At 71.4% G+C, this 12,757-nt stretch carries 15 protein-coding genes; 5 read left to right on the top strand and 10 right to left on the bottom strand.

Features of this window, described 5'->3' with window-relative positions:
* Positions 1 to 96: 96 nt before the first annotated feature.
* Positions 97 to 528 carry a CBS domain-containing protein gene (locus AC068B_RS13835; RefSeq protein ID WP_478671528.1) on the top strand — a complete coding sequence of 144 codons (432 nt, stop codon included), beginning with the start codon at positions 97 to 99 and terminating at the stop codon, positions 526 to 528.
* Between the two features lie 55 nt (positions 529 to 583).
* Positions 584 to 1,144: a type 1 glutamine amidotransferase domain-containing protein gene (locus AC068B_RS13830; protein ID WP_478671526.1), complete on the top strand. Its 561-nt coding sequence runs from the start codon at positions 584 to 586 to the stop codon at positions 1,142 to 1,144.
* Between the two features lie 45 nt (positions 1,145 to 1,189).
* Here the strand turns inward: AC068B_RS13830 and AC068B_RS13825 are convergent, their stop codons facing one another.
* From AC068B_RS13825 to AC068B_RS13815, 3 genes are all read right to left on the bottom strand, one after another.
* Positions 1,190 to 2,200 carry a Ppx/GppA family phosphatase gene (locus AC068B_RS13825; RefSeq protein ID WP_478671525.1) on the bottom strand — a complete coding sequence of 337 codons (1,011 nt, stop codon included), beginning with the start codon at positions 2,198 to 2,200 and terminating at the stop codon, positions 1,190 to 1,192.
* 121 nt (positions 2,201 to 2,321) lie between these two features.
* Complete coding sequence (locus AC068B_RS13820; RefSeq protein ID WP_478671522.1) at positions 2,322 to 2,900, bottom strand: TIGR03086 family metal-binding protein; 579 nt, start codon at positions 2,898 to 2,900, stop codon at positions 2,322 to 2,324.
* The gene (locus AC068B_RS13815) at positions 2,897 to 3,130 is read right to left on the bottom strand and encodes a DUF6158 family protein (protein WP_356266945.1); all 234 of its coding nucleotides are present in this window, start codon (positions 3,128 to 3,130) and stop codon (positions 2,897 to 2,899) included. Before AC068B_RS13815 ends, AC068B_RS13820 begins: the two co-directional genes overlap by 4 nt.
* Before the next feature lie 230 nt (positions 3,131 to 3,360).
* Between AC068B_RS13815 and AC068B_RS13810 the strand changes: the two genes are divergently transcribed.
* Positions 3,361 to 4,908 (top strand): alpha/beta hydrolase, encoded by a 1,548-nt coding sequence (locus AC068B_RS13810; RefSeq protein ID WP_478671521.1) that lies wholly within the window; start codon positions 3,361 to 3,363, stop codon positions 4,906 to 4,908.
* A 34-nt stretch (positions 4,909 to 4,942) separates the two neighbouring features.
* Here AC068B_RS13810 and AC068B_RS13805 read toward each other — a convergent pair whose 3' ends face one another.
* Complete coding sequence (locus tag AC068B_RS13805) at positions 4,943 to 6,571, bottom strand: ABC-F family ATP-binding cassette domain-containing protein (RefSeq protein ID WP_478671519.1); 1,629 nt, start codon at positions 6,569 to 6,571, stop codon at positions 4,943 to 4,945.
* A 91-nt stretch (positions 6,572 to 6,662) separates the two neighbouring features.
* Here AC068B_RS13805 and AC068B_RS13800 point away from each other — a divergent pair, with 91 nt between their 5' ends.
* Both AC068B_RS13800 and AC068B_RS13795 read left to right on the top strand, forming a co-directional pair.
* Entirely contained in the window at positions 6,663 to 8,195 is a 1,533-nt protein-coding gene (locus AC068B_RS13800) for a phosphatase PAP2 family protein (RefSeq protein WP_478671517.1), read from the top strand.
* Positions 8,196 to 8,309: 114 nt separating this feature from the next.
* Positions 8,310 to 9,119 (top strand): class I SAM-dependent methyltransferase, encoded by an 810-nt coding sequence (locus AC068B_RS13795; RefSeq protein ID WP_478671515.1) that lies wholly within the window; start codon positions 8,310 to 8,312, stop codon positions 9,117 to 9,119.
* 16 nt (positions 9,120 to 9,135) lie between these two features.
* Here the strand turns inward: AC068B_RS13795 and AC068B_RS13790 are convergent, their stop codons facing one another.
* The 6 genes from AC068B_RS13790 to AC068B_RS13765 are packed head-to-tail and all read right to left on the bottom strand — an operon-like array spanning position 9,136 to position 12,756.
* A complete protein-coding gene (locus tag AC068B_RS13790) occupies positions 9,136 to 9,465 on the bottom strand; it encodes a gas vesicle protein K (RefSeq protein ID WP_478671514.1) in 330 nt (109 codons plus the stop codon).
* Positions 9,466 to 9,468: 3 nt separating this feature from the next.
* Positions 9,469 to 9,657 carry a gas vesicle protein gene (locus AC068B_RS13785; RefSeq protein ID WP_055567556.1) on the bottom strand — a complete coding sequence of 63 codons (189 nt, stop codon included), beginning with the start codon at positions 9,655 to 9,657 and terminating at the stop codon, positions 9,469 to 9,471.
* Positions 9,654 to 10,496 carry a GvpL/GvpF family gas vesicle protein gene (locus AC068B_RS13780; RefSeq protein ID WP_478671512.1) on the bottom strand — a complete coding sequence of 281 codons (843 nt, stop codon included), beginning with the start codon at positions 10,494 to 10,496 and terminating at the stop codon, positions 9,654 to 9,656. The genes AC068B_RS13785 and AC068B_RS13780 overlap by 4 nt, the downstream gene beginning before the upstream one ends.
* The gene (locus AC068B_RS13775; RefSeq protein ID WP_478671510.1) at positions 10,477 to 10,839 is read right to left on the bottom strand and encodes a gas vesicle protein; all 363 of its coding nucleotides are present in this window, start codon (positions 10,837 to 10,839) and stop codon (positions 10,477 to 10,479) included. Before AC068B_RS13775 ends, AC068B_RS13780 begins: the two co-directional genes overlap by 20 nt.
* Positions 10,836 to 12,011: an SRPBCC family protein gene (locus AC068B_RS13770; RefSeq protein WP_478671509.1), complete on the bottom strand. Its 1,176-nt coding sequence runs from the start codon at positions 12,009 to 12,011 to the stop codon at positions 10,836 to 10,838. Before AC068B_RS13770 ends, AC068B_RS13775 begins: the two co-directional genes overlap by 4 nt.
* On the bottom strand, positions 12,004 to 12,756 hold the full coding sequence (locus AC068B_RS13765; protein WP_478671507.1) for a hypothetical protein: 753 nt from the start codon (positions 12,754 to 12,756) through the stop codon (positions 12,004 to 12,006). Before AC068B_RS13765 ends, AC068B_RS13770 begins: the two co-directional genes overlap by 8 nt.
* Between the last annotated feature and the right edge of the window lies 1 nt (position 12,757).

The following is a 12,757-nucleotide window of genomic DNA, read 5'->3' as shown; positions in this document are numbered from 1 at the left end:
CCTGCGGGCGAGGCATGGCTCTGTGGCTCAGGGGTACTGCGGGCGGAGTGACCACGCCGGACGCATGACGGACTTATGCAGGAAAGGGCTCCAGCCATGGCTGATTACGTAAGGGACGTCATGACGCCTGGCGTCGTGGCCGTACGCCCCGACGCGTCTCTCGTCGAAGCGGCACAGTTGATGCGCGCCCAGGACATCGGCAACGTCCTGGTCGCGTCGGAGGGCCGGGTCCTCGGCGTGCTCACCGACCGGGACATCGCCTTGCGTGCCGTGGCCGACGGCGCCGATCCGCTGACGGTCAGCGCACAGGCCGTCTGCACGCCCGATCCCGTGATGGTGACCCCCGACGACGCGGTCTCGGAGGCCATCGGCCTGATGCGCGACCACGCGGTGCGACGGCTGCCCGTCGTCGAGGACGGCCATCCGGTGGGCATGGTGAGCCTCGGCGACCTGGCGCTTTCGGAGGATCCGACGTCGGCACTCGCCGACATCAGCCGCGCGACCCCCGGTGGGGGTAAAGGGGTTTAATTCACACACATACGGACAATCAGACTCTGTACGCAAGAGAAAGGACGAACCCGCCATGCCGCAGCGCATCGCGTTCCTCGTAGCCCCCGAGGGCGTCGAGCAGATCGAACTCACGGACCCCATGCAGGCCGTCAGGGACGCGGGCGGTGAGGCCGTCCTGGTGTCCACGGACCCCGGGGAGGTGCAGGGCTTCGACCACCTCGACAAGGCCGACACCTTCCCCGTCCAGGAAGTGGTGGCCGACGCCCGGGCCGACGCGTTCGACGGACTCGTGCTGCCCGGCGGCGTCGCCAACCCGGACTACCTGCGGACGGACGACAAGGCCGTGGCGTTCGTGAAGCAGTTCTTCGACCAGGGCCTCCCGGTGGCGGCCATCTGCCACGCCCCCTGGACGCTCATCGAGGCGGACGTGCTGCGCGGCCGGACGCTGACCTCCTGGCCGAGCCTCAGGACCGACATCCGCAACGCGGGCGGCACCTGGGTCGACGAGCAGGTCAAGGTCTGCGAAGGCGGCCCCAACGTACTCATCACGAGCCGCAAGCCCGACGACCTCAAGGCGTTCCGCGAGGCGTTCCTCGCGGAGTTCGCCAAGGGAGCGAAGCCGCGGTCCGGCTGACCCCTCCCCCGGCGCGCCGGGCACGGGCCTGGCGCGCCGCTTCGCTCACGTCGCGCAGGTCCCGGCGGTCAGCAGCATCGATCCCGTGCGGTTCGCGTCGCCCATGTGCACATGTTCCCTGGCCCACCAGTCCGCGTCGCCGTCCTCGATGTAGCGGAGCAGGATGCCTTCGCGCAGGGCCCAGGGGCAGACGGTCACCTCTTCGATGCCGGTGAGCTTCATCGCCGTGTGGGCGACCACCGCACCGGCCACGCTCTGGACCGCCCGCGCCGCCGAGATGCCCGGCAGCTGAGCGCGTCGTTCGGCGGGCATCCCGGCCAGTTCCTTGAGCGCCTTGCCGAGTGCGACGCGCCCCAACTGCCGCTCCACGAAAGGTCCGTAGCGGCCGGGCGCGGCCCCGCACAATCTGGCCAGCTGCTGGAACGTGCGCGACGTGGCGACGGCCGTGTGCGGCATCTCCCAGCGGATCCGGGCGGCCACGTCCCGCAGTTGGTGGCGCACCTGGCGGCGCACCGCCTTGAGGTCCTCCTCGCGCGGCGGGTCCTGGCCGTCGAAGAGGTCCCGCGTCAGCCGTCTCGCGCCGAGCGGCAGCGAGGCCGCGTAGTCGGGCAGGCGGCTGCGGCCGAAGGCCACTTCGAGGGAGCCGCCGCCGATGTCGAAGAGCACCAGCGGCCCCGCGCGCCACCCCATCCACCTGCGGGCGGCGAGGAACGTCAGCTCCGCCTCGGCCTCACCCGACAGCGTGCGCAGCCGGATTCCGGTCCCGGCCTCCACCGCCTCCAGCACCTCGGCCCGGTTCGGGGCGTCGCGCACGATCGAGGTGACGAAGGCGAACGGCTCGACGACCCCCCACCGCTGCGCCTCTTCCTGTACGTCGCGCACCGCGGCGACCAGCTCCTTGACCGGCCCCTCGGCGAGGCGCCCCTCCTCGTCCAGATGCTCGCCGAGCCGCAGACGTCTCTTCACCGTGTGGACCGGCAACGGCACCTGTCCGTCGGCATCCGCGACGACCAGCCGCACCGTGTTCGATCCCACGTCCACCACTCCGACTCTCATGAACATCAGGTTCCCTCTGTTCGCGAGCCGAAAGATTGGCAACGCCGACTTGCGCCGACTCGTGGGGTCTTGCGCTGACTCGTGGGGTCCTGTGCTGTTTCGTGGGGTCCTGTGCGGTCCGCTATACCCGGCGGCCGAGGAGGCTCAGCAGCCTCGTCCGCTCGTCCGCGCCAGCAGGCGGCTCCACCGCCGGGGCGAAGAGACCACTCTTCGCCAACTCGTCCGCGTACGGCGTCACTTCGCGCAGCGCAAAGTCCACGAGTTCCCCGGGCAGCGACTCGTCGGCGCCGATCGCGCGGGACAGGTCCCAGGCGTGCACCACGAGGTCGGTGGTCATCTGCCCGCAGTAGAAGGGGGCGGCGGTCTCACCGAAGGAGAGGTGGACGGTGCGGTCCAGGGCGCCCGGCTCGCGGAAGGCGGCGCGGGAGGCGGCGGCCGCGGTGTCCCAGGAGGCGACCGGGTCGGGGCCGAGCACGTCGCCGTCGAAGGCGTCGCCGACGGACTCCGTGGTGGCACCGTCGCGGAGCAGCGGCGGCACCCACAGCTGTTCGGACGCGAGGTGGTTGACCAGGTCGTGCACGGTCCAGTCCGTGCAGGGGGTGGGCGCGTCCCACTGGTCGGCGCGGACGGCGTGCACGCGGTCGGTGAAGAGGTCGAGCGCCTCGCCGTGCAGTTCCAGCAGGTTCGAGTGGTCCGTCATGTGGCTGTGGTTCCCCTCTCCCGCGCGCCCGCGCGGGTTCTCCCACCGGCCACCGACCTGCGCGGGTGGCGGCGCAGGTACTCGCCTTCGAGTTGCGCCATGCGGTCGTTGTGCGCCCGCAGGGCGTCGTTCGAGCCGTGCAGCAGGGTGCTGTGGCGGGTGCGGTGGATGGTCTCCAGCTCCTTGATGAGCTGCTGGTCGTCCAGCCTGCCCGGATCGACTCCGTTCATGGATCGCTCCGATCGCTCTGTGGCGGCGCTCCCTGCTTCCCGGGTACCCGCTGGGCCCGTACTACCCAGGATGCACCGCGCACGGTCCGGGCGCGCACCGCACGGCCGAACCGGCGCGTACAGCCGCCCCGGAAATGTCCTGAAACTGCGGTGCCCCCTGGGGAGGCGGAGAGCGCTGTTTCCGCGTCAACCCGGTCGGCAGAGCAATTCCGACGGGAAGGACCGCCCACGTGCCCCACTCCGTACCGAGACGCCACCGCCGCTTACCGCTCCTCGCCCTCGGTGTCACCGCCGTGCTGGCCCCCGGCCTCGCCGCGCTGCCCGCATCGGCCGCGCCCCGGCAGGACACCGAAAGCCGCCCGCTGACCCGCTTCACCGACCAGGCCCCGGACTGGAAGCGGTGCGGCGCCGACACCCCCGCCGTCTACCAGTGCGCCACCATCAAGGTCCCGCTCGACTACCGCGACCCCGGCGGCACCGCCATCGACCTCGCGATATCCCGGATCCGGGCGGGCGACACGAGCAAGCGCCGCGGCGTCCTGCTCTCCAACCCCGGCGGGCCCGGCGGACCGGGGCTCGACCTGCCGCTCTACTTCACCAAGACCATGCCCAAGTCCGTGACCGACCGGTACGACCTCATCGGGTTCGACCCCCGCGGCATCGGCGCGAGCACGCCCGTCAACTGCGGGCTCACCGACGAAGAGAAGCGGTTCCCGCGCTCCTACCGGCCGTTCGGCGAGAACGTCGCCTGGGCGAGAGCCGTGGCGGACAAGTGCCGCAAGGAGACGGGCCCGGCCCTCGCGCAGATGACCACGCGCAACACCGCGCGGGACATGGACGTCCTGCGGGCCGTCCTCGGCGAGAAGAAGATCTCGTACTACGGCGTCTCGTACGGAACCGCGCTCGGGGCCACCTACACACAGCTGTTCCCCCGGCGGGCCGACCGGTTCGTCCTCGACAGCGCCGTCGACCCGAAGATGATGTGGCGGAAGATGTTCCAGGTGTGGGCGCCGGAGGTCGAGCCCGCGTTCGCCCGCTGGACGCGGTGGACGGCCGCGCACTCGGCGACGTACGACCTGGGGAAGACTCCGGCCGAAGTCTCCGAGACCTTCTGGGGCTTGGTGAAGCGGGCCGACCGTGATCCGATCGACGTGGGCACGGCCAAGCTCACCGGCACCGACATCCGCGGCTTCCTGCGCCGCGAGTTCTTCACCGCCCGCAGCGCCGCCGAGCTCGTCGGCATGCTGAAGGACGCGGCCGCGGGCAAGCCGGTCCCCGACTTCCCGACCGAGCCGGAGAGCACGGACAACCTGGTGTCGGCGCTCTGGACCGTCGTGTGCGGTGACGCGCCCATGCCGCGCGATCCGGAGACGTACCGACGCGACTCGGTCCGTGACGCCGCCCGCTACCCGCTCTTCGGGGACTTCGCCTCCAACATCAATCCGTGTGCCTTCTGGGACCGGCCGGCGGAGCCCCTCACCAAGGTCGACAACGACGTGGACACGCTGATCGTGCAGAACGAGTGGGACTCGCAGACCCCGCTGTCGGCGGCGCGCGGCATGCACCGCGCGCTGAAGGGGTCCCGGCTGCTGACCGTCGACGAGGGCGAGGGACACGGCGTCGTGTACGGCATGGCCGCGGGCCCGGCCAACCGGTGCGCCGAGGACACCGCCACGGAGTACCTGGTCACCGGCAGGCTGCCCGCGAAGGACGTGACGTGCCGGGCGACGCCCGGCAGCAAGTCCATGAAGCGGACCTCCCCGGCCTTCTTCGGCTGAGGCGGGCGGCACGGCTGTGGCACGGGCGGCGGGTCTACCGCACGCGGTCGACCCGTCGCTCGTCCCACACCGGCTCCGGCGTCTCACGGACCCGGCCGTCGCTGCCGAAGACCAGATAGCGGTCGAAGGAGCGGGCGAACCAGCGGTCGTGGGTGACGGCGAGGACCGTGCCCTCGAAGGCTTCCAGGCCTTCCTGGAGGGCCTCGGCGGACTCCAGGTCAAGGTTGTCCGTGGGCTCGTCGAGGAGCAGGGCCGTGCAGCCCTCCAGTTCGAGCAGCAGGATCTGGAAGCGGGCCTGCTGGCCGCCGGAGAGCCGCTCGAAGTTCTGCTCGGCCTGCTGCGTCAGCTCGTACCTCCGCAGCCGGGACATCGCGGCGCCGCGGTCCTGCGCGTGCTCGCGCCACAGGATGTCCAGGAGCGGGCGGCCCATCAGCTCGGGGTGGGAGTGGGTCTGCGCGAAGTGTCCTGGCACGACGCGCGCGCCGAGCTTACAGGTGCCGGTGTGCGCGACGGGATTCTCGGAGTCGCCCGCGAGCAGCCGCAGGAAGTGCGACTTGCCCGAGCCGTTCGAGCCGAGGACGGCGACCCGCTCGCCGAAGAAGACCTCCAGGTCGAAGGGGTTCATCAGCCCGGTGAGCTCAAGGTTCTCGCAGGTCACGGCCCGGATGCCGGTCCGTCCGCCGTGCAGTCGCATGGTGATGTCCTGCTCGCGCGGCGGCTCGGGCGGCGGCCCGGCCTCCTCGAACTTGCGGAGCCTGGTCTGGGCCGCGTGGTAGCGCGAGGCCATTTCGTGGCTGACGTCGGCGGCCTGGCGCAGGGTGCGGACCAGCTTCTTCAGCTGCTCGTGCTTCTCGTCCCAGCGGCGGCGCAGCTCCTCGAAGCGCGCGAAGCGTTCCTTGCGGGCCTCGTGGAACGTCCCGAAGCCGCCGCCGTGCACCCATGCGTCGGCCCCCTCGGGGCTCTGCTCGACGCTGACGATCTTCTCGGCGGCGCGGGCGAGCAGCTCCCGGTCGTGGGAGACGAACAGGACGGTCTTGCGGGTCTCCTTCAGCTGGCCTTCGAGCCAGCGCTTGCCGGGGACGTCGAGGTAGTTGTCCGGCTCGTCCAGGAGCAGCACCTCGTCGGTGCCGCGGAGCAGGGACTCCAGGACTAGGCGCTTCTGCTCACCGCCGGAGAGCGTGCGGACCTCGCGGAACTGAGCCTTGTCGTACGGCACGCCGAGCGCGGCCATGGTGCAGATGTCCCAGAGCGTCTCCGCCTCGTACCCCTGCACCTCCGCCCAGTCGGAGAGCGCCTGCGCGTACTTCATCTGGGCGGCCTCGTCGTCCACCGTCATGATCGCGTGCTCGGCGGCGTCCACGGCCTTCGCGGCCGCGCGGATCCGCGGCTGGGCGACGGAGACGAGCAGGTCACGCACGGTGGTCTCGTCGCGCACGGAGCCCACGAACTGCGGCATCACACCGAGGCCGCCGCTCACGGTGACACTGCCGCCGTGCGGCTGGAGCTCGCCGGAGATCAGCCGGAGCAGGGTGGTCTTGCCCGCGCCGTTCGCCCCGACCAGGGCGACGACCGCGCCCTCGCCGACCCGGAAGGACACATCACCGAGCAGCGCCCGCCCGTCCGGCAAGTAGTACTCGAGGTGTGCGGCTTCCAGATGTCCCATGAGCGGGATTCTCCGTGGCCGACGGGTGCCCGGGCAAACCGTTTGCCTGTCGGGGCGGCCTGAACGGCACAGGTGGGGGTACGTGAGCGCCATGTGCGCTGACTCCCCGGACGTCTCCGGTCTCGACCTGTCCCGTCCCGCCGCCGGGCACCGCCCGGTCAAGGCCCGTCTCGTCTCCTTCGACAGCAGGCTCTTCGAAGCGGTCGCCACGCGGCACTGGCCCGGCGCCGACCGGGTGCTGCCCCGGCTCAGCCAGAGCGCCAACCACGGTGTGCTGTGGTTCGCGGCGGCCGCGGGCATCACCGCGACCCGCACCCCGCGGGCCCGGCGGGCCGCCCTGCGCGGCGTGGCCTCGCTGGCCCTGGCCTCCGCGACGATCAACACGCTGGGCAAGCGCTCGGTGCGCCGCGCCAGACCGCTGCTCGACTCGGTGCCGTTGATACGCCAGCTCAAGCGGCAGCCGATCACCACGTCCTTCCCCTCCGGCCACGCGGCGTCCGCCGCCGCGTTCGCCACCGGGGTGGCGCTGGAGTCGCGGGCCTGGGGCGCGGCCGTGGCACCGCTCGCGACCGCCGTCGCGGTCTCCCGCATCTACACCGGGGCGCACTTCCCGAGCGATGTCCTGGTGGGCGGCGCGCTGGGCGCGGGCGCGGCGTTCGCGGTGCGCGGTCTGGTCCCGACGCGGGCGCAGCTGGCGCCGCCTGGACGGCCCCGGGTGACGGCGCCCGCGCTGCCGGGCGGTGCCGGTCTTGTCCTGGTGACCAACACGGGGGCGGGCACCCCGCAGCGCGTGAAGGCGTTGCGGGACGCGCTGCCGGAGGCGGAGGTCGTCGTCGCGGAGCCCGCCGACGTGGGCGCCGAGCTGGAGAAGGCGGCGGCCCGCGCCCAGGTCCTCGGTGTGTGCGGCGGCGACGGCACGGTCAACGCCGCGGCCCGCGTCGCGCTCCACCACGGCCTGCCGCTCGCGGTGCTGCCCGGCGGCACGCTCAACCACTTCGCGTACGACCTCGGGGTCGAGGACGCCCGCGATCTTGCGGGCGCGGTGGAGGCGGGCGACGCGGTCGCCGTCGACGTCGGCCGCTTCACCGCGGACGGGTCGAAGTCCGGGGAGCCCAAGGAGGGGTACTTCCTCAACACGTTCAGCCTGGGCGTCTACCCGGAGCTGGTGCGGCAGCGCGAGCACTGGTCGCCGCGCATCGGCGGCAAGCCCGCGTCGGTGCTCGCGGCGCTCAAGGTGCTGCGCTCCGACGAGCGTCCGATGGTCGCCCAGTTCCGCGGCAAGGAGCGGGCGCTGTGGCTGCTGTTCGCCGGTAACTGCACCTACCACCGCCCGGGTCTCACCCCTGGCCGCAGGCTCGACCTGGCGGACGGGCTGCTCGACGTGCGCATAGTCCACGGCGGGCGCAGGCCGGGCGCCCGGCTCCTGGCCGCCGCGGTGACGGGGCCCGAGGTCCGCTCCCCCGCGCAGGCGGCCGCGCGGCTGCCCCGGCTACGGGTGGACGGGCTCGGCGAGGGCACGACCGTGGCCTTCGACGGCGAAGTGACGCACGTGGAGGGCTCGTTGATGATCGACAAGCTACCGGAGGCGCTGACCGTGTACCGCCCGCTGACAGGTGTCCGCTGACATCGGCGTCCGCTGACCTCGCTCAGCATGCACTGACCACATATTGATACGCAGGTCTCACTATTCGGCATGGCGGCGTACGGTTCCCGTAGTCGCACACGAAGGAGCTCCGCCATGCCGAAGGAGACCGCCGTCTACACACACGGACACCACGAGTCCGTGCTGCGTTCCCACACCTGGCGCACCGCCGCCAACTCGGCCGCCTATCTGGTCGGTTCACTCAAGCCCCACATGGCGGTCCTCGACATCGGCTGCGGCCCCGGGACCATCACCGCCGACCTGGCCGCGCTGGTCCCGGACGGCCGGGTCACCGGCGTGGACAGCGCCCCCGACATCCTGGACCAGGCACGCGCCCACGCCGCCGAACGCGGCCTGGACAACGTGGAGTTCGCGGTCGCCGACGTGCACGACCTCGACTATCCCGACGACTCCTTCTGTGTCGTCCACGCCCACCAGGTGCTCCAGCACGTCGGCGATCCGGTGCGGGCACTGCGCGAGATGCGGCGGGTCTGCAAGCCCGGCGGCATCGTCGCGGTCCGCGACGCGGACTACGAGGCGATGACCTGGCACCCGCAACTGCCCGCCATGGACGACTGGCTGGACCTGTACCGGCGGGTGGCCCGCGCCAACGGCGGCGAGCCCGACGCGGGGCGCCGTCTCAAGTCCTGGGCCCTGGCGGCCGGTTTCACCGACGTCACCGCGACCGCGGACACCTGGTGCTACAGCTCCGAGGAGGAGCGCGCCTGGTGGAGCGGGCTGTGGGCGGACCGCACGCTCGCCTCCGCCTACGCCGACCGCGCGCTGGAGGGCGGCCACGCCGACGCCGAGCGGCTGCACGCGGTCTCCGCAGCGTGGCGGGAGTGGGGCGCGCGCGAGGACGCGTGGTTCGCGGTACTGCACGGCGAGGTCCTCTGCCGGAAGTGACGCCTCGCCCCCCTCCTCACTCCCTGGGGAGCAGCGGGCCCAGCGGCCCGAGGTCCAGATTGAGGTCCTCGGGCCGCAGCCCGTACCGGCCCCGGAGCTCGGCCATCCGGTCCTCCAGGAGCATCAGCGTGAGGCCGATCCGTTCCTCCTGGTCCTCGGTCAGCTCACCGGTGTCGAAGCGGCGCACCGCCTGCCGCTCCATCAGCTGACGGAGCAGCTCGACGATGGTCAGGACCAGTTTCACCAGGTCCCTCTCCACGGTGTCGGGGTCGAGGTTCATGCGCTTGCGGCGGTCGGTGTTCGTGTCTGAGTCTGCGTGCGCGTCTGTGTGTGCGTGTGTACTCATGGGTTACTCCGTCTCCGGCCACGGCGCGGGCACCTGCTCGTTCACCGAACTGATCAATGCGTTCAGGTCGATGCGTACGAGGTCGACGTCCGCGATCCGCAGGGTGATGTCACCCGCGATGACCACGCCGCCCGCGAGGAGCCGGTCGAGCAGATCGACCAGGGCGACTTCCCGGCGTTCGACGACGGTCATACGGACGTGTCCTCTTCGTCGCCCGGCTCCCCCGCGTCGCCCGTGAAGGAGTACGCCGCCCACGGCCCCGTCAGCTCCACCCGGAGGCCGCTCGTCCCGTGCTCGTCGTCCTTGGTGCGGTCCACGAGCTCGACGAACTCCTCGGAGTGGGTGCGGGGCACCAGATAGGCCGCGTTGAGCACGTTGCGGCCCGGTGCGCGGGACAGCTCCGAATTCTGCGGCGCGTGCAGCCGAGAGCCGTCGGCCCGCCCCGCGAGCCGCTCGTGCAGCGCCTGTGCGAAGGCCTCGGCCCGCTGCCAGTTCGCCTCCTGGGCCGTGCGCTGACCGCGCCGTCGACGCAGGTAGTCCCGCCCGGAGACGGCCTTGCCGCTCTCCGCGCTCACCTCGTTGTCCACGTGGTCGCTCTCCATGTGGACCTTCACGCCCCACTCCACGCGTCCGTCGATCCGCTCCAGGACGCGGTGGAAGCGCTCGGCCCCGTCCTCCAGCATGGCGCGTACGCCGCTGTCGTCCCGGAAGACGGTCGCGAGGCGCAGGGGCAGCGGACAGGTGACCGTGGTGAGCGCGTCGATCACGCGCTGGTGCGCGCGGGCCGTCTCGGAGAGCCAGTCCAGGTCTTCGAGGTGCGCGCGCAGGGGCTTCTCCGCGAAGTCCCGCTCCGGCACCGGGCCGACCAGGGCGACGAGGTCCCCGTGGACGAGCTGGCGTGGCGGCTCGCCGCCGACCCCGGTGAGGTCGGCGGCGAGCGGTGCGGCGAGGGGGCGGCAGACCGCGTAGACGTACCGCAGGTCGTCGTGGTGCGGTCCGCCGCCGTTCGGGTCATCGTTTGCGGCGCTCACGTGTCTCCTTCTGGGCAGGCTCCAGGGCTTCCCGTTCTTCGAGCTCCGCCAGACGCTGCCTCAACTCGGCGTTCTCCCGGGAGAGTTCGGCGCGGCGCGCCCCGGTGGAGAGCGCCGGGTCGTCCTCCCACCAGTCGATGCCCATCTCCTTGGCCTTGTCGATGGAGGCGACGATGAGGCGGAGCTTGATGGTGAGCAGTTCGATGTCGAGCAGGTTGATCTTGATGTCACCGGCGATGACGATGCCCTTGTCCAGGACGCGTTCCAGGATGTCGGCGAGGTTGGCCCCGCCACCGCCGCTGCCGTACGGGCCGGGGAGCCCGCTGCCGGGGGACGCCGTCATCGACGGTCCCGCCCACCACCGGCCGACCCGGCGTACTCGCGCTGCCTCTCGTCGTCGGCCTCGGGCTCTTCGTCGTACTCGGCCTCTTCGTCGTACTCGCCCTCGGGCTCGTCCTCGGCCTCCTCCTCGGGGGCACCCTCCTCGACCTCGTCCTCAGCCTCGTCCTCTTCCTCGTACTCCTCCGCAGGCTCGTCCTCGCGTTCGGCCTCTTCGCCCTCGCCATCCTCGTCGTACTCGTCGTACTCGGACTCCGGCTCGTCCTCCGGGTGCTCCTCGTCGGACTCGTACTCGCCCTCTGCCTCTGCCCCTTCCGCGCCGTGCCCCGTCTTCTCGGGTTCCTCGGATTCCTCGGCCACCGCGTCCTCGTGGCTGACGACGACCTCGCCGTCGCGGATCTCTCCGCGCCAGCCGTCGCTCGCCTCGCCGCGCAGCGTGATGTGCCGGGCGAAGTGCTTGAGGTCCAGGCGGGCCCTGCGGCCCTGGGCGCGCCAGATGTTGCCGGTCTTCTCGAAGAGGCCCTTCGGGTAGTACTCGATGATCAGCAGCACCCGGGTGAGGTTCTCGGCGAGCGAGTGGAAGGTGACGACTCCCTTCGTCGTCCCCTTGCCGCCCTCGGAGGTCCAGGTGATGCGCTGGTCCGGCACCTGCTCGGTGGTGTGCGCCTTCCAACTGCGGTTGGACCAGAAGACCTTGAGCTTCCAGTCGGAGTCCGTGTCACTCGCCACGGTGGCGCCCTTGACGCCCTTGGCGAAGGTGGAGAACTCCTGGTACTGGGTCCACTGGTCGTACGCCTCGCGCAGCGGGACGCCGACATCGACGTACTCCAGGATGACGGTGGGCTTCTGGCCCGCGCCGCCCTTCTTGCGCTTGCCGCCGAGACCCTTGAAGGCGTCGGTGACCTTGTCCTTCAGGTGGCCGCCGCCGAGTTCCAGCGCGCTGCGCACCGGGCCCTTGCCCTCGGCGACCTTCTTGCCCGCCTGGGCCGCCAGTTTGCCGAAGCCGGGGCTCTTGCCCTCCGCGATGTCGTTCAGCTTGACGGTGGCGTCGCCGAGCCGGTGACCGACGCCGACGAGCATGCGCTCGGCCTGCGCCATGAGGTAGGCCTGCGCCTCCTCCTTCAGGCGGTCGGCGGCCGGGCTGTGCGTGATGTTGCTCAGCTGTGTTTCAGCCATGGTCGCTGCCTCCCTTCGTCCGGCCGCCGCCCGAGCGAGCCGACGAGGTGGCCCTGCGGGCGGTGCCTCCGGCGGCAGCGGCCGTGCTCTTCCGCGCCGTCTTCTGCGCGGTCTTCTTGGCCGGAGCCTTCTTCGCGGCCGCCTTCGGGGCGGGCTTCGAGGTGGACTTCGCTCCCGTCTTCGGTGCGGACCTCTTCGCCGGCGCCTTCTTGCGCTGCCCGGACCGCTCGGAGCGGGGCCCGGAACCGTTCCCGGACGCGGAATCAGAGTCGGAATCGGACGCGGCCTCGGAATCGGACGTGGCCTTCTCGCCCTCGTCCTCGCCGACCTCGTCCTCGTTACGGCCCTCGGCCTCCTCCTCTTCGTCCTTGCCGACGACGCTCTTGACGCCCTTGGCGCCCTTCACGTCCTTGACGTCGTCCGGCACCACACCTGATATGCGGTCCTGGACGCCGAGGGTGCGGTCGTGCAGACGGTCGGCGAGGCCGTCGAGCTGCCGGGTGAGGAGGGATCCGGTGGCGGCCTTGCCCACGCCCCGCAAGTCCTGGCGCAGCTGGTCGCCGATCTCCTTGAACTGCGGATTGTTCTCCAACTGCTGGGTCACCAGCTGGCCCAGCGCCTTCGGGCTCAGGTTGAGCCGCTTGCCCGCCACCATGCTGCCGACGGCGAACGCGAATTTGGCCTTCTTCGTGCGTCCGAGGACGTATCCCGCGCCCACGGCCAGGCCCACTGCTAGTCGGTTCATG

Source organism: Streptomyces sp. NPDC042371 (genome assembly GCF_056437465.1).
Note: the sequence above shows the minus strand (reverse complement) of the source record. Positions and strands in the feature narration are given on the sequence as shown.